This window comes from Nocardia sp. NPDC057663 (assembly GCF_042799895.1).
GTDB lineage: Bacteria > Actinomycetota > Actinomycetes > Mycobacteriales > Mycobacteriaceae > Nocardia.
On record NZ_JBHVHX010000002.1, the window covers coordinates 368,840 to 392,474 of the forward strand.

A 23,635-nucleotide genomic window follows, 5' to 3' on the forward strand; every position below is an offset into this window, starting at 1 on the left:
AACGCGGGGTCTCGGGTGCCCGACATAAGCGCAGGCGCCGACTCCCACCGTCTCGTCGAGACTGGCTCGATCCTCGAGTCACCGACGCGAACCGTGGAGTGCCGGGGCCGCCATCGGGTCGTTGCCGCGTCGGTCAGAGGAGGGCGGCGAGGGTGTCTGCTTCGGCGGTCAGGGAATCGCGGCGGTCGGTGGCGCCGAGGCGGTCGTATTCGGCTGCGGCGTCTCGTCTTTCGCCGATTTCACGACGCACGATATCGGCGATGTCGGCTTCGGTGAGGTCGCGGCGGCGGGCTTCGGCCGCGCCGAGGCCGACCGCACTGTCCTCCAGCGCACCGGCTTTCACGTCTACCGCGTCGATTGCCTCGGCATTGTCGATCGCTCCCAGCGCGGAGCGCAGTGCCGAGACCGCACTGTGGTCGCGGGCCCTCATCGCGGGCTTCAAGGCGGCGCGGAGCCGCTCGCGCAGAGCCGAATCGGGCTGGTCCGACAATCCGGGAGTCATGCTCGACGAGCCTAATTGCCGGTTCGGGGAGCGTCGAGCGAGTTCTCACCGCGGTAGGCATGGCGTGGAAGCCGTCGTCGAGCAACTGCACGCGCGAGTCGCGGCAGGCGATGAAGCCGACCGACGCTGCAGGGACAAGGGCTGGGCGCGGGCGGCACCGACGCGATGGCGTTCGCGCAGTCGCCAGGCTGATCGGTTCTGCGACGGCTCAGTCGAACAGCCGATCGACCAGCACGCCGCTGATGGCGATGAGCGCGATGACCACCACCACGAGCGTTGTGGTCACCACGACACGGGCGCCCGCGGTCACCTGCCCGCGATGGAGTGCGCGACCGCGTGACCAGCCGAGGAAGCTCAGCAGCAAGGCCGCCAAGGAAGCGGCCAGCGGGAGCATGATGATCGGCCAGCCACCGCGGGTGACCTGGTGGGCGAACAGGAGGGCGCAGCCCGCCGCGCCGAGGGAGGTACGACGCCAGGCCAGCGCGGTGCGCTCCATCGCCAAGGTAGGCGCCGTCATGACAACAGCACCGCCAGGCAGGCGAGCGCGGCGACGAGTGCGACGCCGGCGGACAGCACGGGAACCAGAATCGTGCCGGGAAGCGGTCGTCCTACGCGCATCGCGACATCGACCCGGCGCCAGTGCCGGAAAGCGCCGAGCGCCACCGCGAGTGCCATCGCCAGGCAACTCAGTGCGATGACACCGCCGAGCCCGGCCAGGCGCAGTGGCTGGACCAGGGTGTGCACGGCGACACCGCCGGCGAGCAGGCCGAGCGCAGTCCGGATCCAGGCCAGAAACGTTCGCTCGTTGGCGAGGGTGAACCGATAGTCGACCTCGTCCTCACCGTCCTCGGATTCGCCCCCGACCTCGGGCAACGCCATCACCACCACCTCCGTTCCCCATCTTGCCGTGCCGACCCGGGACACCACCGCAACGCCACCGCGCGGGCGCGCCGGTCACGCGCGGGGGTGTGCCTGGTCGTGTACTCGTTTGAGTCGCTCTACGGAGACGTGGGTGTAGAGCTGGGTGGTCGCCATGCTGGCGTGGCCCAGTAGTTCCTGGACGACTCGGAGGTCGGCGCCGCCCTCGAGCAGGTGGGTGGCGGCGGTGTGGCGTAGTCCGTGTGGGCCCATATCGGGCGCACCGGGGATCGCCGCGACGACCTCGTGGACGACGGTGCGGGCTTGGCGTTGGTCCAGGCGGCGCCCGCGTTGGCCGAGGAGGAGCGCTCGTCCGGAGTGATCGTTGACGAGGGACGGGCGGCCCGCACGGAGCCAGGCGTCGAGCGCGGTGTCGGCGGGACCACCGAACGGCACCGAACGCTCCTTGTTCCCCTTGCCGAGAACCCGGACGAGCCGGCGTTCCCGATCGATGTCGTCGATGTCGAGCCCACACAGCTCGCTGACACGGATTCCGGTGGCGTACAACAACTCGACGATCAGCCGATCCCGTAGCGCCATCGGATCCTGCTGGGCAGCACCGGATTCCGCGGCATCCATGGCCCGCACGGCCTGCCCCTGTGCCAGCACCGCAGGCAGTACCCGGTGCGCTCGCGGCGCTTGCAGCCGCAACCCCGGGTCGACTGCCAAGCGCCCGGTTTCGGTCAGCCACGCGGTGAAAGTCTTTGCGGCAGAGGCTCGCCGGGACAATGTCGTCCGCGCCGCCCCCGACGCGGCGAGCTCGGCCAGCCACGACCGCAACAACGGCAGATCCAGCTCACGCACCGCCGAATCGGCCGACCGCGCATACAGATGCTCCAGCAACGACCGCACATCCCCGAGATAAGCCCGCACCGTATGCGCCGACCGATTCCGCCCCAACCGCAGATGCCTCCCGAACTCGGTGAGCAGCGCAGTCAGATCGTCGGGCAGCACATCCATTCCCCCACCGTGACCCTTCCCGCCACCCCACGCAACCCACCACGCCGCACCAGATAGCCACCATCGCCCCCGATGCACGTCCCGGCACTCGCACAACCGAACTCAGCCCACACACGCTCACCTGTGAATTCGACCGCCACTCCCGGAACCAGCTACCTCGCTGCGCAGCGGCCCCACCCGGCCTGGTCGCGCCTCCCGACCCAACCGGGCTCACCTCGTGCGGCGGCCTCGGGTGCGGAACCAACCGTCGGCATCGCAGCCGACCAGGTCGGCGAGCTCCAGGCCGGGGAGGACGGCGCGGACAGTGGCGAGATCGAGGCCGGATTGCTGGGCCAGTTCGAGAGGGAGGCGGGAACCGATGGCGGGGAGGGCGGCGTAGACGTCGGCTTCGGCGCCGCGCAGGTGGGCCACAGGGTCGGTGACGGCGGCCTCGGCGACCGGGAGGCGGAGTGGGCCTGCTTCGTCGATGACGTCTTCGGCGCGGGTGACGAGGAGCGCCTCACCCTCGCGGATCATGCGGTGACAGCCGGCCGACGATGCGGATCCGACAGGACCGGGGACCGCCATCGCGGGACGGCCGAGTCGGCGGGCCCATTTCACCGTGTTGCGGGCACCGCTGCGCAGGCCGGCTTCGACGACGAGGACGCCGTCGCCGAGGGTCGCGATGAGCCGGTTGCGCGCCAGGAACCGGTGTTTCTGCGCACTCGTCCCCGGGGGATATTCGCTGAGGACGAGGCCGGTGTCGGCGATGGCGGCGAGAAGGCGGTCGTGCTGGGCCGGGTACGGCCGGTCGACGCCGCAGGCGAGGACAGCGACGGTCGAACCGCCGACGGCGAGCGCCGCCCGGTGCGCGGCCGCATCGATGCCGAAGGCCGCACCGGAGACGATGGTCCAGCCCCGTCCGGCCAGGTCGCAGGCGATCTCACCGGCCACCTGCACGCCGTAGCCGCTGCTACATCGCGAACCGACCACGGCGACAGCACGTTCGGACGCGGCCTGCAGGGACAGCGGGCCGCGCGCCCACAGCACGAGCGGCACCGCACCTTCGCGATCGCGGTCGGTGTCGAGTTGATCCAGTCCGAGCATCCGCCAGCCGGGCCATTCGTCGTCGTCCGGCGTGATGACCCGCCCGCCCAGCCGCGCCATCGCGTCGAGATCGGCTGCTGCCGTATCGATCTCACGGCGGGCCGCCGTCGGTCCGCGCAAGGCCTCCGGCAGTTCGTGCTCGCGCACGGCCCGTGCCGCCTCGCACACCCCGACCGAGGCGATCAACGCCGACAACGGCGCACACGGCCCCTGCACCACCCGCGACAGATACACCCACGCGAGCCTGCGCTCGTCGACGTCGAGATCCACCGTTCCGGTCCGGGCCACACCCCGCCCGCTCACTGCGCACCCCGCTGCCGGAAGTTCAAGGCCGACAACACATCCTGCACACTCGGGACTTCCCCGCCCCGCAGGTCGCAGACCGTCCAGGCGACCCGGATCGCCCGGTCCGCGCCACGGGCCGACATCCGGCCCAGCCGCAACGCCGTCTCGATCGGCGCGATCGATTCGCGGGGCAACCGGAACCGTTGTCGCAGAATATGACCGGGCACTTCGGCATTCGTCGCCCACCCGTCGGCACTCCAGCGCTGCGCTGCCAGCGCTCTGGCCTGCGCCACCCGTGCCGCCACGGTGGAGCTGGTCTCGGCCTGCTCGTCGCCGAAAGTCGCGCCTGCTTGACCGCGCATCTGCACCCAGATATCGATGCGGTCCAGCAGCGGACCGGACAGTTTGCCGAGATAGCGACGCCGAGCCAGCGGCGCGCAAATGCAGTCGACATCCCGGGCGGGCGCGCACGGGCAGGGGTTCGCGGCCAGCACGAGCTGGAACCGGGCCGGGTAGCGTGCGACACCGTCGCGCCGGGCGATACGCACCTCACCCTCCTCGAGCGGAGTGCGCAGCGCCTCCAGCACTTTCGTGCCGATCTCCGCGCATTCGTCGAGGAACAGCACGCCCCGATGCGCCCGGCTCACCGCACCGGGTCTGGCCATGCCCGAACCGCCGCCGATCATCGCGGTCACCGATGTCGAATGATGCGGGGCGACGAACGGCGCGAGGGTGATCAACGGCTGCTCGGCGGACAGCGACCCCGCCATCGAATGGATCGCGGTGACTTCGAGCGATCCGGTCTCCGACAGCGGCGGGAGCAATCCCGGAAGCCGTTGCGCCAGCATTGTTTTGCCGATGCCGGGCGGCCCCGTCAACAACAGATGGTGACCACCGGCCGCCGCGACTTCCAGCGCCCAGCGCGCCTCGTCCTGGCCGACCACATCGCTCAGGTCGCCGCTGGGCGCCTGTGCCCCCGGCACGATCCCGTCCGGTTCCAGCAGGGTGCCTTCGCCACGCAACCAGGCGACCACCGCCCGCAAGCTGGTCGCGCCGAGCACCTCGATCCCCTCGACCAACCCCGCTTCGGCCACCGCGTCCGCGGGCACCACCACGGTGGGCAAGCCCGCGGTACGCGCCGCGATGACGGCGGGCAGCACACCACGCACCCGGCGCACCCTGCCGTCGAGGGCCAGCTCACCGAGCAGCACTGTCTTGGCCAGCCGCTCCCCCGGCACCGCACCGGAGGCGTCGAGCACCGAGACCGCCAGCGCCAGGTCGTAGACGCTGCCCACCTTCGGCAGCGTGGCGGGCGACAGTGCCAGGATCACCCGCCCATCCGGCCATTTCTCGCCCGTGTTGGCGACCGCCGACCGCACCCGGTTGCGCGATTCCTGCAATGCGGTGTCGGGCAGGCCGACCAGATTCACCGAAGGCAGACCCTGACCGATATCGGCCTCGACCTCCACCAGCTGACCGTCGACACCGGTCACCGCCACCGACAGCGCCCGGCCGAGCGCCATCAGAAAGCCCCAGCCAGATGGTCGATGACCGGCCGGTGCCCCCGCGGGACCAGCACCGAGACCACGTCGAACCGGATGCGCCGCCACGGCCCTTCCTGCTCGGCCAGCCACAGCAGCGCGAGCCGCCGGATCCGCTGCTGCTTGCTGAAGGTGACCGATTCGGCCGGTGTCCCGAATCCGAGCCCCGACCGCGTCTTCACCTCGACGAAGGCCGTGACCGTCGGGTCCTGGACGATCAGGTCCAGCTCGCCGTACCGGCATCGCCAATTGCGGGCGACGATCTCCATCCCCGACTCACGCAGGTACTGCGCGGCCAGCTTCTCCCCGTATGCGCCGAGCGCCTGTTTGTCTGCCACGGGTCGAAGCATGCCGACCGGCGGCGTCGGCAATCGCCCGCCGACCTGGGCGGACAACAAACCTGTGGACAACCGTCGGCCTGTGGACAACCACAGGCCGACGGTGCGCTGTCACTCCGGCAGACGGAGGTCGGGCTTCTCCAGCTCTTCGATGTTCACGTCCTTGAACGTGATCACTCGCACGTGCTTGACGAAGCGCGCGGGGCGGTACATGTCCCACACCCACGCATCGCTCATCCGCACTTCGAAGTAGACCTCGCCGTCGGCGTTCTGCGGCCGCAATTCGACAGAATTGGCCAGGTAGAAGCGACGTTCGGTCTCCACCACGTACGAGAACTGGCCGACGATGTCCTTGTACTCGCGGTACAGCGACAGTTCCATCTCGGTTTCGTACTTCTCGAGGTCCTCAGCACTCATCGGGTGGGCCGTCCTCCTTCTAGCAGCGCCGCTTTCATAGTGGACATCATCGCGCATGCGCGGCGCGGGTAGCCACTCGGCTACCGCCCGGCAGTTCGAGTTCGCGCACATTGCGCCAGGACCGGCGATGTTCGGTGCTCGGTCCGAGCTGTCGCAACGCGGCGGTGTGTTCGGGCGTGTTGTAGCCCTTGTGCGCGGCGAAACCGTATCCGGGCAGCTGCCCGTCGAGCTCGACCATCATCCGGTCCCTGGTCACCTTGGCCAGGATGCTCGCCGCGGCGATACAGGCCGCGGTGCCGTCGCCGCCGATGACCGGCAGCGACGGTGCGGGCAGGCCGGGAACCTTGAAACCGTCGGTCAGGATGTAGCCGGGGGTGTGGCCGAGACCGGCGACGGCCCGGCGCATGCCCTCGATATTGGCGACGTGGATGCCGATGGAGTCGATCTCCCAGGCAGGCACCACCACGACGCTCCACGCCAGCGCCAACCGCTGAACGACCGGGAACAGCTCCTCACGGGCCGCCTCGGTCAGTTTCTTGGAGTCGTCGAGCCCGGACAGCTTGTCGTAGGCCTTGGGCGCCAGCAGGCACGCGGCGATCACCAGCGGCCCGGCGCACGGGCCGCGGCCCGCCTCGTCGACGCCGGCCACCGGGCCGAGGCCGCCGCGGATGAGCGCCGCCTCGAGTGTGCGTAGTCCCCCGGCCCTGCGCATCACCACCCGCGGCGGCCAGTTGGTCCGATCCTGCCCCACAGTTCGATTGTCCCCGTGTCTCGTCGCCTGTCAGTTTTCCTGAGGGTTCTGGCTGCGTACCGGGCCCATCCGGCTCGGCGGCCAGATCTTGAACACCGTCTTGCCGCGCACATTGTCCACCGGCACCGTGCCCTGCAGATCGTCGCTGACATGGGCGCGGGAGTCGGCCGACTCGTTGCGATTGTCGCCCATCACCCACAGGTTGCCCTCGGGCACCTTCACCGGACCGAACACCCGGCCCGCCGGGTAGACGGCGTTGGGGCGGTCGGTGAACCAGGGGTAGTCCTTCTTGATGTACGGCTCGTCGAGCGGTTTGCCGTCGACCATCACCCGGCCCTGCGCATCACAGCACTGCACGGTCTGTCCGCCGACGGCGATGACACGCTTGACGAGATCGTTCTCGTCCGGCGGGACCAAGCCGAAGTAGGACAGGAAGTTCTGCACACCGCGCACGACGGTGTTGTCGGAGCGGATCGACTTGTAGTGCCCGTTCCACGACGGCGGACCGACGAAGACCACGACATCGCCGGGGCCGGGTTCGGAGCCGTAATAGCTGATCTTCTCGACATAGATCCGGTCGCCGATCAGCAGCGTGTTCTCCATCGACTGCGACGGGATCACGTAGGGCCGTCCGACGAAAGTGACCATCAGCGCGGCGATGACCGCCGCGATCACGATCAGTATCGGCAGCTCCTGCCAGAACGGGCGCTGCTTCTTCTCGCTGCGCTGTCTCTTGCGCCGTCCACCTTCGTCACCCGAATCGGACACCGACACCGACCCACTTTCGTCTGCCACGCCGAACAGAGTAGCCCGGCGCCCCGACCGAAGTCGGAGCGCCGGGCTACCGGAAAATTCTGTGCCGCGAACAGCTACCGCAAGATCAGCGCTTTTCCTTGATCTTGGCGGCCTTGCCGCGCAGATCGCGCAGGTAGTACAGCTTGGCGCGACGCACGTCACCGCGGGTCACGACATCGATGTGGTCGATGTTGGGGCTGTGCACGGGGAAGGTGCGCTCGACACCGACACCGAAGGACACCTTGCGGACCGTGAAGGTCTCGCCGATGCCGCCGCCCTGACGCCGGATCACGACGCCCTTGAAGACCTGGATGCGCTCCTTCGAGCCTTCGATGACCTTCACGTGCACGTTCAGGGTGTCGCCCGGACGGAAGTCGGGGACATCGCTACGCAGCGACTTCTCGTCGACGAAATCAAGGGTGTTCATTTTCCACCTTTTCGGATTCTTTGCGCGAACAGAGGAACCTGGCGGCACTCGCGCGCTCGACCGGTTCATGCTCAGAACAGGAGTGCTCTCGGACATGACTCGTCCAAGGCAACCGGTTTATTGTGCCAGACCAGGTAGCCCGGACTGAAATCGGGCGACCGCGGTCACTCCCCCGCCGACGTGTCGGCATGGGCGTCCGCCCGCCGGCCATCCCCGGCCGACGTGTCGTCGGTGGCGTCGGCCCGCCGGCGCGGCAGCAGATGCGGGTGCGGTGGCGGCGCGGGCGGCGCCGCGACGACCGTGCGCTGCAGCTCGGCCTCGGCCGCGGTGCGGGCGTGCTCGACATCGGGTTTACCCGCGATGAGGTCCTGGATGAAGATCTTCGCCCGGACGACGGGGCGCCGGTACCGCCGCTCCCTGGCGATCGCCCTGCCCATCGTCCTGGGCCGGTTGCCGTAGCGCCAGCGGGCCCAGGGCGCGCCCGGCCTGCTGAGCCGGACGGCGCCGATCAGCAGCAGCGGGGGGAAGAACATGCCGAACAGCCCGGTCCAGATCTTGCCCTTGGCGATCACCACCCCGGCCAGCAGCAGGTTCAGCACGAGGGTGGCGAACAGGGCGATGTGGACGCCGATCCCGCGCGACTGCCGGAAGTCGTCGAAGTCGAGAAACGTCGCCGGTTGCACGCCGAGCAGCAGCAGGCCGGCGACGGCGAGGGCGACGAAGACCGCGTCCACCGAGGTGCGGCCCTGTTCCTCCCAGTAGACGTCACGCAGGTAGAAGATCAGCGCGAACTCGTCGAGGACCAGCGCGGCGCCGATCCCGAACAGGGCGGCCAGCACACTCGAGGTGACCTGGGTGGAGTCCTCGGCGGTCGCGATCAGCCCGATGCCGGTGAGCAGCACCGTGATGACGCCGAACACCATGTGGTGGATGTGGGTGTCGCCCGCCTTGATGTTGCCCGGCCACCACCGCACCTTCGCCCTGATCAGCCGCACGCTGACCCGGATGACCACGAAACCGAGGATGAACCCCAGCAGGAAGCACAACAGGGGCAGGCGGCCGCGATCGATCACTTCGTCTTCGAGCCACCGTTGCATGCCGCCCGCCCTGTCGTCGAGTTACTTGCCGAATCCCGCCCGGCGCAACGCGTCGGCCATCGATCCGCTGGGCTCGGCCGCCGGCTTGCGCTGGCTACCGCCACGCCCCTGACCTTGGTTTCGGCCCTGTGCCTGGCCACGTTCCGAACCCTGGCCACGACCGCCCTGCGGACGGCCCTGACCTCGGCCCTGGCCGCGCGGTGCGCCGCCACCACGATTGTCCCCCTGCGCGGGCTTGCCCGGTTCGTCATCCAGGCGCAAGCTCAGGCCGATCCGCTGCCGGGCGACGTCGACCTCGAGGACCTTCACCTTCACCACGTCACCGGACTTGACCACTTCGCGCGGGTCCTTGACGAAGGTGTGCGACATGGCCGAGACGTGCACGAGGCCGTCCTGATGCACGCCGACATCGACGAACGCGCCGAACGCGGCCACATTGGTGACGACACCTTCGAGCACCATGCCCGGCTCCAGGTCGGCGACCTTCTCCACACCCGCGGCGAATTCGGCGGTCTTGAACTCCGGACGCGGGTCGCGGCCCGGCTTCTCGAGCTCGGCGATGATGTCGCTGACGGTGGGCACACCGAACTTCTCGTCGGTGAAGTCGGCGGGCCGCAGTGCGCGCAGCGTGCCGGTGTTGCCGATGACCTCGGCCATCGGGCGGCCGGTGTGCTCGAGAATGCGGCGCACGACCGGGTAGGCCTCAGGGTGCACGGCGGAGGTGTCGAGCGGGTCGTCGCCACCGCGGATGCGCAGGAAGCCCGCGCACTGCTCGAAGGCCTTGGGGCCGAGGCGGGGAACCTCGAGCAGGGCGGTCCGGCTGCGGAAGGGACCGTTCTGGTCGCGGTGCGCCACAATGCTTTCCGCCACCGAGCCGGACACGCCCGACACACGCGAGAGCAGCGGCACCGAGGCGGTGTTCACGTCGACACCGACCGCGTTCACCGCGTCTTCGACGACCGCGCCCAGCGAGCGGGCCAGCAGCGTCTCGGAGACATCGTGCTGGTACTGGCCGACGCCGATCGACTTGGGATCGATCTTCACCAGCTCGGCGAGCGGGTCCTGCAGGCGACGGGCGATGGAGACCGCGCCACGCAGCGACACGTCCATGTCGGGCAGTTCGGCCGAGGCGTAGGCCGAGGCCGAGTACACCGAGGCGCCCGCCTCCGACACCACGATCTTGGTCGGCTTGTTCTCGGGGATGCGCGAGATCAGTTCGGTGGCAAGGGCATCGGTCTCGCGGGAAGCGGTGCCGTTGCCGATGGCGATGAGCTCGACGCCGAACCGCGCGACCAGCGCGGCCAGCACGGCCAGGGACTTCTCGGTCTGGCCCTGCGGCTTGTGCGGGTAGATGACCTCGGTCGCCACGGCCTTGCCGGTGGCGTCGACCACCGCGACCTTCACGCCGGTGCGGTAGCCGGGGTCAAGGCCCATGGTGGTGCGGGTACCCGCCGGTGCGGCGAGCAGCAGGTCGCGCAGGTTCGCGGCGAACACGTCGACCGCGTCCTTCTCCGCCGCCTGCCGCAACCGCATCCTGGTGTCGATGCCCAGACTCACCTGCAGCTTGGTGCGCCATGCCCAGCGCACGGTGTCGAGTAGCCAGGGATCGGCCGGGCGGCCCTGATCGGCGATGCCGAAGGCGATCGCGATGCGGCCCTCGTAGATGGTGCGGGCGCCGGGCTCGGGCTCTTCGGTGTCGGGTTCCAGGTGCAGGGTGAGCACCTCTTCCTTCTCACCGCGCAGCAGCGCCAGGATCCGGTGCGAGGGCAGCTTGTGGAAGGGCTCGCTGAACTCGAAGTAGTCGGCGAACTTGGCGCCCGCCTCCTCCTTGCCCGCGCGCACCGTCGAGGTGACCTGGCCGCGGTTCCACATGAGCTCGCGGAGTTCACCGACCAGGTCGGCGTCCTCGGCGAAGCGTTCGACGAGGATCGCGCGGGCGCCGTCGAGCTGTTCGGTGGTGTAGCCGGCCGGGTCGGTGGTGGGGTCGCCGATCAGGGCGTCGGCCACCGGCTCGTGTCCGGCTTCGCGGGCGATCTGGGCTTTGGTGCGGCGCTTGGGCTTGTACGGCAGGTAGATGTCTTCGAGGCGGGCCTTGGTCTCGGCGAGCATGATCTGCTGGTGCAGTGCCGGGTCGAGTTTGCCCTGGCCGCGGATGGATTCGATGATCGCGCCGCGGCGTTCGTCGAGCTCACGCAGGTAGCCGAGCCGCTCGTCGAGCTGGCGCAACTGGGCATCGTCGAGGCCGCCGGTGACCTCCTTGCGGTAGCGCGCGATGAACGGCACCGTCGAACCGCCGTCGAGCAATTCGACGGCGGCGCGGACCTGGGTCTCGCGCACCCCCAGCTCGTCGGCGATCCGCCTGCCCACGCTGGCGAGGATGGTCGTGCTGTCGGTCGGAGTGCCGTTCGACGTCGAACGGGCGATCTCGGGCGCTGTCGTCACGACCGCAGAGACTACAGCGCTTCCCCGACACCCGGCCGACTCGCAGGTCAGCCGAGGAGATCCTCGGCCAGTTCACGCATCTCCGCTTTGCGGACCTTGCCGGTGACCGTCATCGGGAACTCGTCGACCACGTGCACGTAGCGCGGGATCTTGTAGTGGGCCAGGCGGCCGGTGCAGAAGGCGCGGATCGCGGCAGCGTCGAGGACGGGGGCGCCCTCGCGCAGGCGGAGCCAGACCATGAGTTCCTCCCCGTATCTGTCGTCGGGGACACCGATCACCTGGGCGTCGACGATGTCGGGGTGGGTGTAGAGGAATTCCTCGATCTCGCGGGGGTAGATGTTCTCGCCGCCGCGGATCACCATGTCCTTGATCCGGCCGGTGACCGAGAGGTAGCCGTCGTCGTCCATGACGCCGATGTCGCCGGTGTGCATCCAGTGGGCGGCGTCGATCGCCTCGGCCGTCTTGTCGGGCTGATCCCAGTAGCCGAGCATCACCGAATAGCCGCGGGTACACAGTTCGCCCGCCTCGCCACGGGGCAGGGTGCGCCCGCTCGCCGGGTCGATCACCTTCACCTCGAGATGCGGGCCGACCCGGCCGACGGTGGCGGTGCGGCGGTCGATGCTGTCGTCGCGGCGGGTCTGGGTGGACACCGGCGACGTCTCGGTCATGCCATAACAGATCGCGACCTCGGTCATCCCCAGCTGGTCGATCACCCGTTTCATCACCTCCACCGGACACGGCGAGCCCGCCATGATGCCGGTGCGCAGACTCGACAGATCGGCGGTGGCACCGGCGTCGAGTTCGGCGAGCATCGCGATGAACATGGTCGGCACGCCGTAGAGCGAGGTGCAGCGCTCGGCGGCGACGGCGGCCAGCGTCGCGGCGGGATCGAACGACGGCGCCGGAATCACCACGGCCGCACCGTGCGAGGTGGCCGCGAGGTTGCCCATCACCATCCCGAAGCAGTGGTAGTACGGCACCGGCACGCAGATCCGGTCGGCCGCGGTGTAGCCGCACAGCTCGCCGACGAAGTAGCCGTTGTTGAGGATGTTGTGGTGGCTCAGCGTCGCGCCCTTCGGGAAACCTGTTGTCCCCGAGGTGTACTGGATGTTGATCGGGTCGTCGGCGGACACGGTCGCGGCGATCTCGGCCAGTCGTGCGGCATCGGGCGCGGTAGCCGCCACCTGCTGCCACTGCTCGGTGCCGAAGATCAGTACCTGTTCCAGGGCCGGACAGTTCGGCCGCACCTGTTCGATCATCGCCACATAGTCCGAGGTCTTGAACTCCGGCGCGGCGATCAGCAGCCGTACGCCCGCCTGACCGAGGACGTACTCGAGTTCGCTGGTGCGATAGGCGGGGTTGATATTGACCAGGACCGCACCGATTTTCGCCGTGGCGTACTGCACCAGGAACCACTCGGCGCAGTTGGGCGCCCAGATCCCGACCCGGTCGCCCGCGCCGATACCGCGCGCGGCCAGTCCGGTCGCCACGGCGTCGACGGCCACGCCGAGCTCGCGATAGGTCCAGCGACGGCCGGTCGGACGGTCGACCAGCGCTTCGGTGTCGGGATGCGCCGCGACGGTGCGGTCGAGATTCGCGCCGATGGTGTCGCCGAGCAGCGGGGTGTCGGCGAGCCCACAGGTGTAACTCAGTTCGGGCATCAGCGGATCTCCTTGCCGCGCAGCACGAATCGCTGCACCTTGCCACTCGGGGTCTTGGGCAGACTCGACACGAAATGGACCGTCCGCGGATAGGCGTGCGCGGCGAACTTGTCCTTGACCAATTGCTGGAGCTCGGCGGCCAGCTCGGCACTGCCGTCGGCGCCGTCGCGCAGGACGACGAAGGCTTCGAGCACCTCGCCGCGCAGCTCGTCCGGCATCCCGACGACGGCGGCCTCGGCGACCTGATCGTGCAGGACCAGGACGCTCTCGACCTCGAACGGGCCGATCCGGTAGCCCGCCATGATGATCACGTCGTCGTCGCGCGCGCTGAAGCGGAAGAATCCGTCGGCGTCGCGGGCGCCGACGTCACCGGTCAGGTACCAGCGGCCGTCCGCGGTGTAGCGGCTCGCGGTGCGCTCGGGCGCGTCGAGATAGCCCAGGAACCACAGCAGGGGGCTGTGATCGGTGTCGATGGCGACGCGGCCGACCTCGCCGGGCGCGGCTTCGGTGTCGGCGTCCTCGGCCAGGACCGCACAGGTCCAGCCGGGCAGCTGGGCGCCCATCGAGCCGAGCGGAGCGGGCCGGTCGAGGGCGGGGTGCCAGGCATGGCAGATGACCATGCCGTGCTCGGTCTGGCCGTAGTGGTCGCGCACGGCGACACCGAGCGCGCGTTCCGACCAGGCGACGACGTCCGGCGTGAGCGGCTCACCCGCCGACGACGCCCTGCGCAGCGCGATCCCCTCGGGCACCGCGCCCGCGCGCAGCGCACGGTAGACCGTCGGCGCCGCGGCGAAATTGGTGACGCCGAAGCGGCGCAGCACGTCCAGGGTGAGCGGTGCGGAGAAGCCCGCGTGCAGCAGCAGGCTGCGCACGCCGGTCGCCAGCGGGGCGAGGATCGCGTAATAGAGGCCGTACGCCCAGCCCGGGTCGGCCGCGTTCCAGTAGACGTCCGCCGGGCGCACGTCCAGGGCGAACTCCTGGTACGCGTGGAAGGAAGCCAAGGCGCGCACCGGAATCGGCACGCCCTTGGGCGTACCCGTGGTGCCGCTGGTGAACAGCTGGACCAGCAGGCCGTCACCGCCGACCGTCACCGGGACCGCACGCGGGTCATCGGACCGGTGCGCGGCGAGCAGGTCGCCGAACGAAAGTGCGCCGGGGACCTCGGCGGCGCCGACGATGATGGTCCGGCGCTCCGGGGCGGCGGGGATGTCCGCGCCCACAGCCAGTTTCGGCGCCTGATCGGCATCGGCGACGACCACCTTGGCATGACTCGCCGCGAGCCGGAAGCCGATGGCGGGCGGCGCGAACGCGGTGAACAGCGGCACGTGCACCGCACCGCGCCGCCAGATACCGAGCAGCGCGACCACCAGATCGGCGGACTTCGCCATCAACGTCGCCACCCGATCCCCGGCACCGACACCGAGTTCGGCCAGGGCCGCCGCGAAACGGGCCGACCGCTCCCGCAGCTCGCCGTAGGTCAGCTCGTGCGCGCTCAGATCGGACTCGACCACCGTGAACGCGATCCGCTCGGCCGGATGCCGGTCACACAGCAACTCGGCCGCGCAGGCCTCGGGTCCGTCGTAGCAGTCGAGCAGGTCGCGCACCCGCGCGTCCAGGTCGATACTCATCGCAGTTCTCCTCAACACCTGGGCCGGGCCGCCAGGTCTCCCCTAGAATGTGGCACACCTCACCTTCGCCACTACCCCCGAAAAGGGGTGACCGATGCCGGCCACTTCCCTGCTGCGTCCCCGCGACGGCGATGCGCTGCGCGCCGAGATCCGCTGGGTGGCGCGCCGGGCTAATGTCCCGGTGGTCTTCGGCGGGCCGGTCGACGAGGACACGCTGCTGCTCACCGAGTTCGTCGGCACGATCACCACCGGGCTGCGCGGGTTGTCGGTGCTGCGCACCTCCGGACTCGGCGGGCAGGTCATGGAGCACCACCGACCGGCCGCGGTCGCCGACTACCGGGGCGCGTCCTCGATCACCCACCACTACGACGGGCCGGTCTGCGGCGAGGGACTGCGGTCGGTGGTCGCCGTTCCGGTCGTGGTGGCCGACCGACCCCGTGCCGTGCTCTACGCGGCCACCCGCGGCACCAACCCGATCGGCGATCGCACCACCGAGGTGATCGTGCAGGCAGGCAGGCGGCTGGCAACCGAGATCGCGATCCGCGACGAGGTGGATCGGCGGGTCAGGATGCTCGAACTCGCCACTCCGGCCCCGGCCGCCACCCCGGCGGTCGCCGAGGAACTGCGCGAGATCCACGCCGAACTGCGGGCCTTGGCGACCGCCGCCGGCGATGCGGCGATGCGCGACCGGCTCTCGGGCGTGTGCGATCGGCTGACCGGGGTGCTGGCGGGCGAGTCGGCGGACGACGTTCCGCGGCTGTCCCGGCGCGAGCTCGACGTGCTCGCGCAGATCGCGCTCGGCTGCACGAATCAGGAAGCGGCGCTTCGCCTGTCGCTCGGCGCGGAAACCGTCAAGAGCTACCTGCGGCAGGCGATGAGCAAGCTCGACGCGCGAACCCGGCACGAAGCTGTGGCGCTGGCACGGCGTCATCGCCTGCTGCCCTGATGTGGAATGCGTCACGCTCTCGATCGGAGTTCCGTCGCTGTGAGCACCCGCGACCGATCCCGCAGGCGAGTTCGGTGGCCCGGCCGCTGCTCGTTTCACACCGCGCAGCGCTCAGCGCGCCGACTGCCGTGGATGCCGAATCACCAAGGGGCGCACGGTCTGTCCAGGGCACATGGGCACGGTGACCGGTCGGCCGCGTCCGTCGAACCGAGCACCTCGCTCACGGAACCCATTCCGGATGGAACGAGTAATACTCACCATGGACGATGACACAACGAATGACCTTGATGAATACCCAAACATCTTTAGGACAAAACAATCTCGGCGTCCATCCCGACCGGTACCGTCGGTCCGATGACGGAGCCTTTTCAATTGGCCGGCGTCTCGCTGGACTGTGATGACCCCGAGTCCCTCGCCCGCTTCTACCTCGGGCTGCTCGGTGGCCGTGTGCTGTGGAACGACGCCCACAGCGTGGGTATCCGCATACCGTCGGGGTTGACGCTGGCAGCACAACGCGTCGAGAACTACTTCCCGCCGCAATGGCCGGGCAGCGCCGCGGTACAACTGGAGTTGGCGGCCGACGCCGACCTGGATCTGTGTGAGCAGCACGCACTGGCGATCGGTGCCAAACCCGCTCCGGTGCAACAGGATCCGCGCTGGCGCGTGTTGCTCGACCCAGCCGGGCACCCGTTCTGCATCACCTCCCGCGCCGCGTCGATGTAGACGTGCGGGCGCCGGTCTACTGTTCCGGCAGTAGATCCGGCCTGCGCGCGCGGGTGCGTTCCAGCGACTGCTCGTGGCGCCACGCGGCCACCTTGGCGTGATCGCCGGACAACAGGATCGGCGGCACGTCCAGGCCGCGCCACGAGACCGGGCGGGTGTAGCTCGGCCCTTCCAGCAGACCGTCGGAGAACGAATCCTCCTGGTGGGACTGCTGATTGCCGAGCACGCCGGGAATCAGCCGGACCACGGCCTCGGTCATCACCAGCACCGCGGCCTCGCCGCCGATGAGGACGTAGTCGCCGATGCTCACCTCTTCGACGCGGACCCGGCGGGCGGCGTCGTCGAACACGCGCTGATCGATGCCCTCGTAGCGGCCGCAGGCGAAGACGAGGTGTTTCTCGGTGGACCAGCGTTGCGCGGTGGCCTGGGTGAACGGCACGCCGGCCGGGGTGGGGACGACGAGCAGGGCGTCGTCGGGGCACACCGCGTCGAGCGCGTCGCCCCAGACGGTGGGCTTCATGACCATGCCCGGCCCGCCGCCGTAGGGCGAATCGTCGACGGACTTGTGTATGTCGTGGGTCCAGTCACGCAGATCGTGCACGCCGACCGAGATCAGGCCCTTGTCGACGGCCTTGCCGAGCAGCGCGGTCCGCAGCGGCTCGAGGTATTCCGGGAAGATCGTGACGACATCGAGTTGCACGAATTACTCCGGATCGAGCAGGCCCTCGGGCGGCGTGATGACCACCAGTCCATCGGCGATCGACACGGTCGGCACGATAGCGGTGACAAAGGGAATGAGAATTTCGCGGCCGTCGTCGGCGGCACGCACCGACAGCAGCTCGCCCGCGGCCGAATGCAGCACCTCGGTGACCTCGCCGACGACGGTGCCGTCGGTGAGCTCGACGCGGAGGCCTTCGAGCTCGTGGTCGTAGAAGGCGTCCTCGTCGCCGGACGGCGGCAGGGACTCGCTGTCGACGACGAACAGCATGCCGCGCAGTGCGTCGGCGGCGGTGCGGTCGTCGATGCCGTCGACGAACACCAGAAGCCGGCCCGAGTGCTCTCGGGCCGACTTCACGGTGTAGTCACGGGTCGCCGCGGATTTCGGCATCTTGCCGTGCAAGGTGGCACCGGGCGCGAACCGGAGTTCCGGCTCGTCGGTGCGCACCTCGACGACGAGTTCGCCGCGCACGCCGTGCGACTTGGCGACTCGACCTACGACGAGTTCCATCTAGGCGTCGGTGTCGACCACGTCGACCCGGATCCCACGGCCGCCGATGCCGGCGACCAGGGTGCGCAGCGCGGTCGCGGTACGACCACCGCGCCCGATCACCTTGCCCAGGTCTTCAGGATGGACGTGCACCTCGACGGTGCGTCCGCGACGGCCGGTGATCAGCTCGACGCGGACGTCATCGGGGTTGGCGACGATGCCGCGAACCAGATGTTCGACGGCATCGGCAACAACGGCAGTCATTACTCGGCAGCCTCGGTGGCGGCCTCTTCGGCGGCCTCGTCCTTCTTGGCGGCCTTCTTCTTCGGGGTGACGGCCTCGGCAACGGGCTCGTTGTCGGCGGCGGCCAGCGCGGCGTTGAACAGGTCCAGCTTGGACGGCTTGGCGGCCTTCACCTTGAGGGTGCCCTCGGTGCCCGGCAGGCCCTTGAACTTCTGCCAGTCGCCGGTGATCTCCAGCAGACGCTGCACCGACTCGGTCGGCTGCGCGCCGACGGACAGCCAGTACGCCACGCGATCGGCATCGATCTCGATCAGCGAAGGCTCTTCCTTCGGGTGGTACTTGCCGATGGCCTCGATGGCCCGGCCGTCACGGCGGGTGCGGGCGTCGGCAACCACGACGCGGTACTGCGGGTTGCGGATCTTGCCCAGGCGGGTGAGCTTGATGCGAACAGCCATGCTGATCTGCCTCTTTCGATAGTTGGTCACCACGCGATTCGGCGACCCACATGGTCTGCGGGTCCGGTTTCGCGCATGGAGTGCGTGACCGCCGCGCGGCACATGACCGGAGACGGGCTGACACTGTCCAGGAAGGACGGTTGACCATTGTGCCAGACCGGCCCACCACGACCGAAATCGCCTCCGAGCGGGACGGCGCAGCCCGCTCAGCGGTGGCCGGTGACGGGGTTGGGGGTTTTGACGACGAGGCCGCGCAGGACGACCCACTGCGGGTCGGTGAGGGCGGCCGGGTCGGTGCGAGGGTCGTCGGCGTAGACGACGAAGTCGGCGGGGGCGCCTTCGTCGATACCGGGGCGGCCGAGCCAGGTGCGGGCGTTCCAGGAGGCGGCGCCGAGGGCTTCGTGGGGGGACAGGCCCGCGCCGGTGAGGGCGGCGATCTCGTCGGCGATGCGGCCGTGGCGGATGGAGCCGCCGGCGTCGGTGCCCGCGTAGATGGGGATCCCGGCTTCGTGGGCGCGGCCGACGGTGTCGCGGACGCGGCGGTGCAGGTCGCGCATGTGGGCGGCGTAGACGGGGAACTTGGTGGCGCTGTCGGCGATGCCGGGGAAGGTGTCGATATTGATCAGGGTGGGGACCAGGGCGGTGCCGTGGGCGAGCATCAGTTCGATGGTGTCGTCGGTGATGCCGGTGCCGTGTTCGAGGCAGTCGATGCCCGCGTTGATCAGGCCGGGCAGGGCGTCCTCGCCGAAGACGTGGGCGGTGACGCGGGCGCCGTTGGCGTGGGCGGCGTCGATGGCCTGTTTCAGGATGTCGTCGCTCCACAGCGGGCGCAGATCGCCCACGGATCGATCGATCCAGTCGCCGACGATCTTCACCCAGCCGTCGCCGAAGCGGGCCTGCTCGGCGACGATCTCGGGCAGGTCGCGTTCGTCGTCGAGTTCGATGCCGAGTTCGCGGATGTACCGCATAGGGCGGGCGATATGGCGTCCGGCGCGGATGATGCGCGGCAGTTCGGCGTGCTCGTCGATGAAGTGGGTGTCGATCGGCGAGCCCGCGTCGCGCAGCAGCAGGGCGCCCGCGTCGCGTTCGGTCTCGGCCTGTTCGATCGCACCGTCGCGGGTCTCGTCGCCGCCGCCGTAGCGGATGCCGACGTGGCAGTGGGCGTCGACGAGGCCGGGCACGATCCACCCGGTGTGGCACAGGGTTTCGGCCCCGCGCACCGGCTCGAAGGTCACGGTGCCGTCGACGACCCAGAGATCGCGCTCCTCGTCGCCGGGGAGAACCACGCCACGCAGATGCACACGAACCTCCAGATGTCGGCCTTGGCCCAACCTACCGCGCGCGATCGGGGCCCGCACCCAGTCCGGGCAGGGGCCGCTCAGGACGACAGGACGTCGCTACCGCCCTGCCGGCGGACCGTCGAGGAAGACCGTCACGGCGACGATCCGCGGCGCGTCGGCCGCGAAGTCGACGAAGGCCACGCCGCGCGCCGCGCCGATCCGCACGCTCGCGCTGACCGTGCGCCCGGCGGCGATCATCTTGTCCCACTCCATGTCTCGCGCGAGCTCGGCGAATTCCGCCGCGCCGACCGGATGCCGGGCGGGCAGCTCCACCGCCGCCTGCGTGCCGAGCAGGTCCCGCACACCGGCCAGGTCGCCCGCGGCGGCGGCGCCGAACAGCCGGCCGACGACACGTTTCCCCGTCGCGCCCACACTGCGCAGGCCCCGCATCATGCCCATCGCCCCACCGACACCCAGGTCGCCGACGAGTTGCGGACCGAGCTTGCCCCCGGCCAGCAGCCCGGACGGGCCCGTGCCCAGCAGCCGCCGGATCATCACGGCCAGTTCCCAGTGCGCGGCCAGTCGGGCGATCCGCCAGCCGCCACCGGATTCGATCAGGTCGTAGCGCAGGTGCATGGGCACGGTGACGGTGGCGCCGGTCGACATGGTCGTCTCGATGTGCAGGTCGCGCACCACGGTGCGCCCGGCGACGAGGTCGCGCTCGACCCGGAAGGCGATGGAGTTCGGCGCGATGAAGACGTTGTAGAACCGCGAGATCGCTTCCCGGCCGATGTGCTCGCGCGCACCGTACGGATCGTGCACCGCGGCGTTGTCCACGAACAGGCCGACCCAGGCGTCCTTGTCGTGCGCGGCCACCGCGCGCGGCGACGCCTGCACCGCCGCCAGCAGGTCTTCAGCGGTCCGATCCAACGGCATGTAGGTCCTCCATAGTCGCGCTCCCCCTACCCGATCCATGATAGAACGTGTTCTAGTTTTGCGTCGGCGATCGTGCCCGCGCGCAGTTGGACAAAGGAATCTCGATGGACTGGTACACCGGGAACGCCACCTACGACACGGTGCTGGCCATCGCCTTCGCCTTCGCCGCGTTCGTGATCGTGGGCGGGCTGTTCGCGCAGAGCCCCTACGGCCGATTCGCCTCGACCTCGATCGGCTTCAATCTCAACCCCAAGCTGGGCTGGTGGTTGATGGAACTGCCCGCGACCGTCGTGTTCGCGGTGTTCTACTTCACCGGCCCCGACCGTTTCGAACCGGTGCCGCTGGTCCTGGCGGCGATCTGGCTGCTGCACTACGGCAATCGCGGCTGGTTCTTCCCGCTGTCCATCCGGCAGGTGCCGGGCAAGAAGAGCAGCTTCAACTTCTCGGTGGTCGCGGCCGGGGTGTTCGTGACCTCGCTGCACGGCTACCTCAACGGCGCGTTCTTCAGTCACGACTACAAGAATCAGTACGGCACCGCCTGGCTCACCGATCCGCGGTTCCTGATCGGGCTGGTCGTGTATCTGTGCGGATTCGCGCTGCTGGTGCGGTCCGAGGCGATCGTGCGCAATCTGCGCGACAAGAACAACCCCGGCGCCGCCGAGTACCGCATCCCGTACGGCGGCGGCTTCCGTTTCGTCAGCAGCCCGGCCTACCTGGGCGAACTGATCGCCTGGGCCGGGTTCGCGCTGCTGACCTGGTCACTGGCCGGTGTGGCGATCTTCCTGATCACCGCGGGCAATCTGGTGCCGCGAGCCTTCGCGACGCACCGCTGGTACCGCGAGAAGTTCGTCGACTACCCGGCGCGCCGCAAGGCGCTGATCCCCGGCGTGATCTGAAACGACACCGCGGCCGGTGATCCTCATCGGATCACCGGCCGCGGTGCTGTATCAGGTCAGTTCTTGGGGAACTTCAGCTGCGACAGGTCGATGCCTTCCAGACCGGGCGGCAGCTGGTCGAGCCCGGGCGGCATCTGCGACAGGTCCATGCCCGGCGGCAGACCGGGCATCCCGGCGGGCATGCCGGGGAAACCACCGCGCACCTTCGGCGGGGTCGGGCCGCGGCCGCCCTTCTTGCCCTTCTTGCCCTTCTTGGTGTTGCCGCGGCGCGAACCGGGCAGGCCCATCTGACGGCCCATCATGGCCATCATCTTCTTGGCCTCGAAGAAGCGGTCGACGAGCTGGTTCACCTCGGAGACCTGCACGCCCGAGCCGTTGGCGATGCGCAGGCGGCGGGAGGCGTTGATGATCTTCGGGTTGTCCCGCTCGGCGGGGGTCATGCCGCGGATGATGGCCTGCACCCGGTCGAGCTGCTTGTCGTCGACCTGGGCGAGGACGTCCTTCATCTGACCGGCGCCGGGCAGCATGCCGAGCAGGTTGCCGATCGGGCCCATCTTGCGGATGGCCAGCATCTGGTCGAGGAAGTCCTCGAGGGTGAGCTCACCGCTGCCGATCTTGCGGGCGGTCTCCTCGGCCTGCTGGGCGTCGTAGACCTGTTCGGCCTGCTCGATGAGGGTGAGCACGTCACCCATGCCGAGGATGCGCGAGGCCATCCGGTCGGGATGGAAGACGTCGAAGTCCTCGAGCTTCTCACCGGTGGAGGCGAACATGATCGGCGAACCGGTCACATTGCGCACCGACAGCGCCGCACCACCGCGGGCGTCACCGTCGAGCTTGGTGAGCACGACACCGGTGAAGCCGACGCCGTCGCGGAACGCCTCGGCGGTGCTGACCGCGTCCTGACCGATCATCGCGTCGAGCACGAACAGCGTCTCGTCGGGCTGCACGGCGTCGCGGATGCCCGCGGCCTGGTTCATCAGCTCGGCGTCGATGCCGAGGCGGCCCGCGGTGTCGACGATGACCACGTCGTACTGCTTGGCCTTGGCCTCCTCGATACCGGCCGAGGCAACCGCGACCGGGTCGGCCGCGGAGATGCCGAGCGGGTTCTCGCCGCCGCCGACGGAGGTGCCGGGGTGCGGGGCGAACACGGGCACGCCCGCGCGCTCACCGACGACCTGCAGCTGGGTGACCGCGCCGGGGCGTTGGAGGTCACAGGCGACCAGGATCGGCTGATGCCCCTGACCCTTCAGCCATTTGGCGAGCTTGCCCGCCAGGGTGGTCTTACCCGCACCCTGCAGACCGGCCAGCATGATGACCGTCGGCGGGTTCTTGGCGAGGTTGAGCCTGCGGGTCTCGCCACCGAGGATGCCGACGAGCTCCTCGTTGACGATCTTGACGACCTGCTGCGCCGGGTTCAGCGCCGCGGAGACCTCCGCGCCCTTGGCGCGCTCCTTGACGTTGGCGATGAAGCCGCGCACCACGGGCAGCGCGACGTCGGCTTCGAGGAGGGCGAGGCGGATCTCGCGCGCGGTGGCGTCGATGTCGGCCGGTGACAGACGCCCCTTACCGCGCAGATCCTGCAGTGCACCGGTAAGCCGGTCGGACAGGGATTCGAACACCGATCGCGCTCCTGATCTGAGAGGGACGTCTATTGCCCTCCCAGGGTAATGGGTGTTATTCCCGGTGGCGCACGTGCGGTGGCGTGGTGCGGCACAGCTCGTGATTCTCGATGTTCACGAGATACACCGCTTCCCTGCCGGTGAGGCCGAGTTCGCGGGCGAGTGCCTCGATGCGCTGCCATTCGGCATCGGGGCTGTCGATGTGCCGTGCGGTGGTCGAGGCGATGGTCATCGCGGCCAGCGCTTGGGATCCGGTGAGTGTGCGGCCGGGCAGCCACGAAACCACCCACAGGTCACCACCGACGCAGCGCGCGATGTGCGCGGTCGCGTCGCTGGTCATCATCGATGCGGAAACGACTTCGATAGCCACAGATCTGCTCCCCTCGTACGAGTGACAGCCAGACCTCTCGAATGCTATAGGTCCATTCTCGACCGATCGGGCATCGATAACGGTTTGCGGGGCAACCTGATAGCAATCGGTG

At 69.3% G+C, this 23,635-nt stretch carries 26 protein-coding genes; 3 read left to right on the top strand and 23 right to left on the bottom strand.

All coding sequences use genetic code 11. The features are described 5' to 3' along the window. Positions 1–133 precede the first annotated feature (133 nt). The 15 genes from ACFVAV_RS06370 to ACFVAV_RS06440 all read right to left on the bottom strand — a co-directional run bounded on the left by ACFVAV_RS06370 (position 134) and on the right by ACFVAV_RS06440 (position 14,848). Complete coding sequence (locus ACFVAV_RS06370) at positions 134–502, bottom strand: hypothetical protein (protein ID WP_379030906.1); 369 nt, start codon at positions 500–502, stop codon at positions 134–136. A gap of 208 nt (positions 503–710) precedes the next feature. Continuing rightward, complete coding sequence (locus ACFVAV_RS06375) at positions 711–1,019, bottom strand: DUF202 domain-containing protein (protein WP_379030909.1); 309 nt, start codon at positions 1,017–1,019, stop codon at positions 711–713. Further along, positions 1,016–1,381, bottom strand: a complete 366-nt coding sequence (locus ACFVAV_RS06380; protein ID WP_379030911.1) for a YidH family protein — start codon at positions 1,379–1,381, stop codon at positions 1,016–1,018. Before ACFVAV_RS06380 ends, ACFVAV_RS06375 begins: the two co-directional genes overlap by 4 nt. 75 nt (positions 1,382–1,456) lie before the next feature. Then, positions 1,457–2,380: a tyrosine recombinase XerC gene (locus ACFVAV_RS06385; RefSeq protein WP_379030914.1), complete on the bottom strand. Its 924-nt coding sequence runs from the start codon at positions 2,378–2,380 to the stop codon at positions 1,457–1,459. A gap of 210 nt (positions 2,381–2,590) precedes the next feature. Then, complete coding sequence (gene dprA / locus ACFVAV_RS06390) at positions 2,591–3,754, bottom strand: DNA-processing protein DprA (protein ID WP_379030917.1); 1,164 nt, start codon at positions 3,752–3,754, stop codon at positions 2,591–2,593. Between the two features lie 11 nt (positions 3,755–3,765). Next, on the bottom strand, positions 3,766–5,274 hold the full coding sequence (locus ACFVAV_RS06395) for a YifB family Mg chelatase-like AAA ATPase (RefSeq protein ID WP_379030920.1): 1,509 nt from the start codon (positions 5,272–5,274) through the stop codon (positions 3,766–3,768). Next, positions 5,274–5,630, bottom strand: coding sequence for a YraN family protein (locus ACFVAV_RS06400; RefSeq protein WP_379030923.1), 357 nt, complete (start codon positions 5,628–5,630; stop codon positions 5,274–5,276). Before ACFVAV_RS06400 ends, ACFVAV_RS06395 begins: the two co-directional genes overlap by 1 nt. Before the next feature lie 111 nt (positions 5,631–5,741). Continuing rightward, the gene (locus tag ACFVAV_RS06405; protein ID WP_011210678.1) at positions 5,742–6,047 is read right to left on the bottom strand and encodes a DUF2469 domain-containing protein; all 306 of its coding nucleotides are present in this window, start codon (positions 6,045–6,047) and stop codon (positions 5,742–5,744) included. A gap of 46 nt (positions 6,048–6,093) precedes the next feature. Beyond that, complete coding sequence (locus ACFVAV_RS06410) at positions 6,094–6,798, bottom strand: ribonuclease HII (RefSeq protein ID WP_379030925.1); 705 nt, start codon at positions 6,796–6,798, stop codon at positions 6,094–6,096. A 30-nt stretch (positions 6,799–6,828) separates the two neighbouring features. Beyond that, complete coding sequence (gene lepB / locus ACFVAV_RS06415; protein WP_379030927.1) at positions 6,829–7,593, bottom strand: signal peptidase I; 765 nt, start codon at positions 7,591–7,593, stop codon at positions 6,829–6,831. Between the two features lie 85 nt (positions 7,594–7,678). Further along, positions 7,679–8,020: a 50S ribosomal protein L19 gene (gene rplS / locus ACFVAV_RS06420; protein WP_019048201.1), complete on the bottom strand. Its 342-nt coding sequence runs from the start codon at positions 8,018–8,020 to the stop codon at positions 7,679–7,681. Between the two features lie 164 nt (positions 8,021–8,184). Then, complete coding sequence (locus ACFVAV_RS06425) at positions 8,185–9,117, bottom strand: hypothetical protein (RefSeq protein ID WP_379030930.1); 933 nt, start codon at positions 9,115–9,117, stop codon at positions 8,185–8,187. A gap of 21 nt (positions 9,118–9,138) precedes the next feature. Beyond that, positions 9,139–11,559: a Tex family protein gene (locus ACFVAV_RS06430; RefSeq protein WP_379030932.1), complete on the bottom strand. Its 2,421-nt coding sequence runs from the start codon at positions 11,557–11,559 to the stop codon at positions 9,139–9,141. Positions 11,560–11,606: 47 nt separating this feature from the next. Further along, a complete protein-coding gene (locus ACFVAV_RS06435; RefSeq protein WP_379030935.1) occupies positions 11,607–13,220 on the bottom strand; it encodes an AMP-binding protein in 1,614 nt (537 codons plus the stop codon). Beyond that, on the bottom strand, positions 13,220–14,848 hold the full coding sequence (locus ACFVAV_RS06440; RefSeq protein WP_379030938.1) for an AMP-binding protein: 1,629 nt from the start codon (positions 14,846–14,848) through the stop codon (positions 13,220–13,222). The genes ACFVAV_RS06435 and ACFVAV_RS06440 overlap by 1 nt, the downstream gene beginning before the upstream one ends. A 94-nt stretch (positions 14,849–14,942) precedes the next feature. Here ACFVAV_RS06440 and ACFVAV_RS06445 point away from each other — a divergent pair, with 94 nt between their 5' ends. Further along, positions 14,943–15,794 carry a response regulator transcription factor gene (locus tag ACFVAV_RS06445; protein WP_379030941.1) on the top strand — a complete coding sequence of 284 codons (852 nt, stop codon included), beginning with the start codon at positions 14,943–14,945 and terminating at the stop codon, positions 15,792–15,794. A gap of 354 nt (positions 15,795–16,148) precedes the next feature. Continuing rightward, positions 16,149–16,517 (top strand): VOC family protein, encoded by a 369-nt coding sequence (locus ACFVAV_RS06450; RefSeq protein ID WP_379030944.1) that lies wholly within the window; start codon positions 16,149–16,151, stop codon positions 16,515–16,517. 16 nt (positions 16,518–16,533) lie between these two features. On the opposite strand, the gene trmD is transcribed toward ACFVAV_RS06450, so the two are convergent. The 6 genes from trmD to ACFVAV_RS06480 all read right to left on the bottom strand — a co-directional run bounded on the left by trmD (position 16,534) and on the right by ACFVAV_RS06480 (position 20,638). After that, entirely contained in the window at positions 16,534–17,217 is a 684-nt protein-coding gene (gene trmD, locus ACFVAV_RS06455; protein WP_379030947.1) for a tRNA (guanosine(37)-N1)-methyltransferase TrmD, read from the bottom strand. A gap of 3 nt (positions 17,218–17,220) precedes the next feature. Continuing rightward, positions 17,221–17,745, bottom strand: coding sequence for a ribosome maturation factor RimM (gene rimM, locus ACFVAV_RS06460; RefSeq protein ID WP_379030950.1), 525 nt, complete (start codon positions 17,743–17,745; stop codon positions 17,221–17,223). Continuing rightward, complete coding sequence (locus ACFVAV_RS06465) at positions 17,746–17,988, bottom strand: RNA-binding protein (protein ID WP_019048210.1); 243 nt, start codon at positions 17,986–17,988, stop codon at positions 17,746–17,748. Continuing rightward, on the bottom strand, positions 17,988–18,422 hold the full coding sequence (gene rpsP, locus ACFVAV_RS06470) for a 30S ribosomal protein S16 (protein WP_379030953.1): 435 nt from the start codon (positions 18,420–18,422) through the stop codon (positions 17,988–17,990). Before rpsP ends, ACFVAV_RS06465 begins: the two co-directional genes overlap by 1 nt. A 206-nt stretch (positions 18,423–18,628) precedes the next feature. Further along, positions 18,629–19,723 (bottom strand): amidohydrolase family protein, encoded by a 1,095-nt coding sequence (locus ACFVAV_RS06475; protein WP_379030956.1) that lies wholly within the window; start codon positions 19,721–19,723, stop codon positions 18,629–18,631. Positions 19,724–19,819: 96 nt separating this feature from the next. Continuing rightward, entirely contained in the window at positions 19,820–20,638 is an 819-nt protein-coding gene (locus ACFVAV_RS06480; protein ID WP_379030959.1) for a nuclear transport factor 2 family protein, read from the bottom strand. A 104-nt stretch (positions 20,639–20,742) separates the two neighbouring features. On the opposite strand from ACFVAV_RS06480, the gene ACFVAV_RS06485 reads away from it, so the two are divergent. Further along, on the top strand, positions 20,743–21,534 hold the full coding sequence (locus ACFVAV_RS06485) for a 3-oxo-5-alpha-steroid 4-dehydrogenase (protein ID WP_379030962.1): 792 nt from the start codon (positions 20,743–20,745) through the stop codon (positions 21,532–21,534). A gap of 56 nt (positions 21,535–21,590) precedes the next feature. On the opposite strand, the gene ffh is transcribed toward ACFVAV_RS06485, so the two are convergent. Both ffh and ACFVAV_RS06495 read right to left on the bottom strand, forming a co-directional pair. Next, positions 21,591–23,153 (bottom strand): signal recognition particle protein, encoded by a 1,563-nt coding sequence (gene ffh / locus ACFVAV_RS06490; RefSeq protein ID WP_379030965.1) that lies wholly within the window; start codon positions 23,151–23,153, stop codon positions 21,591–21,593. Between the two features lie 55 nt (positions 23,154–23,208). Beyond that, positions 23,209–23,523, bottom strand: coding sequence for a hypothetical protein (locus ACFVAV_RS06495; protein ID WP_229739554.1), 315 nt, complete (start codon positions 23,521–23,523; stop codon positions 23,209–23,211). Between the last annotated feature and the right edge of the window lie 112 nt (positions 23,524–23,635).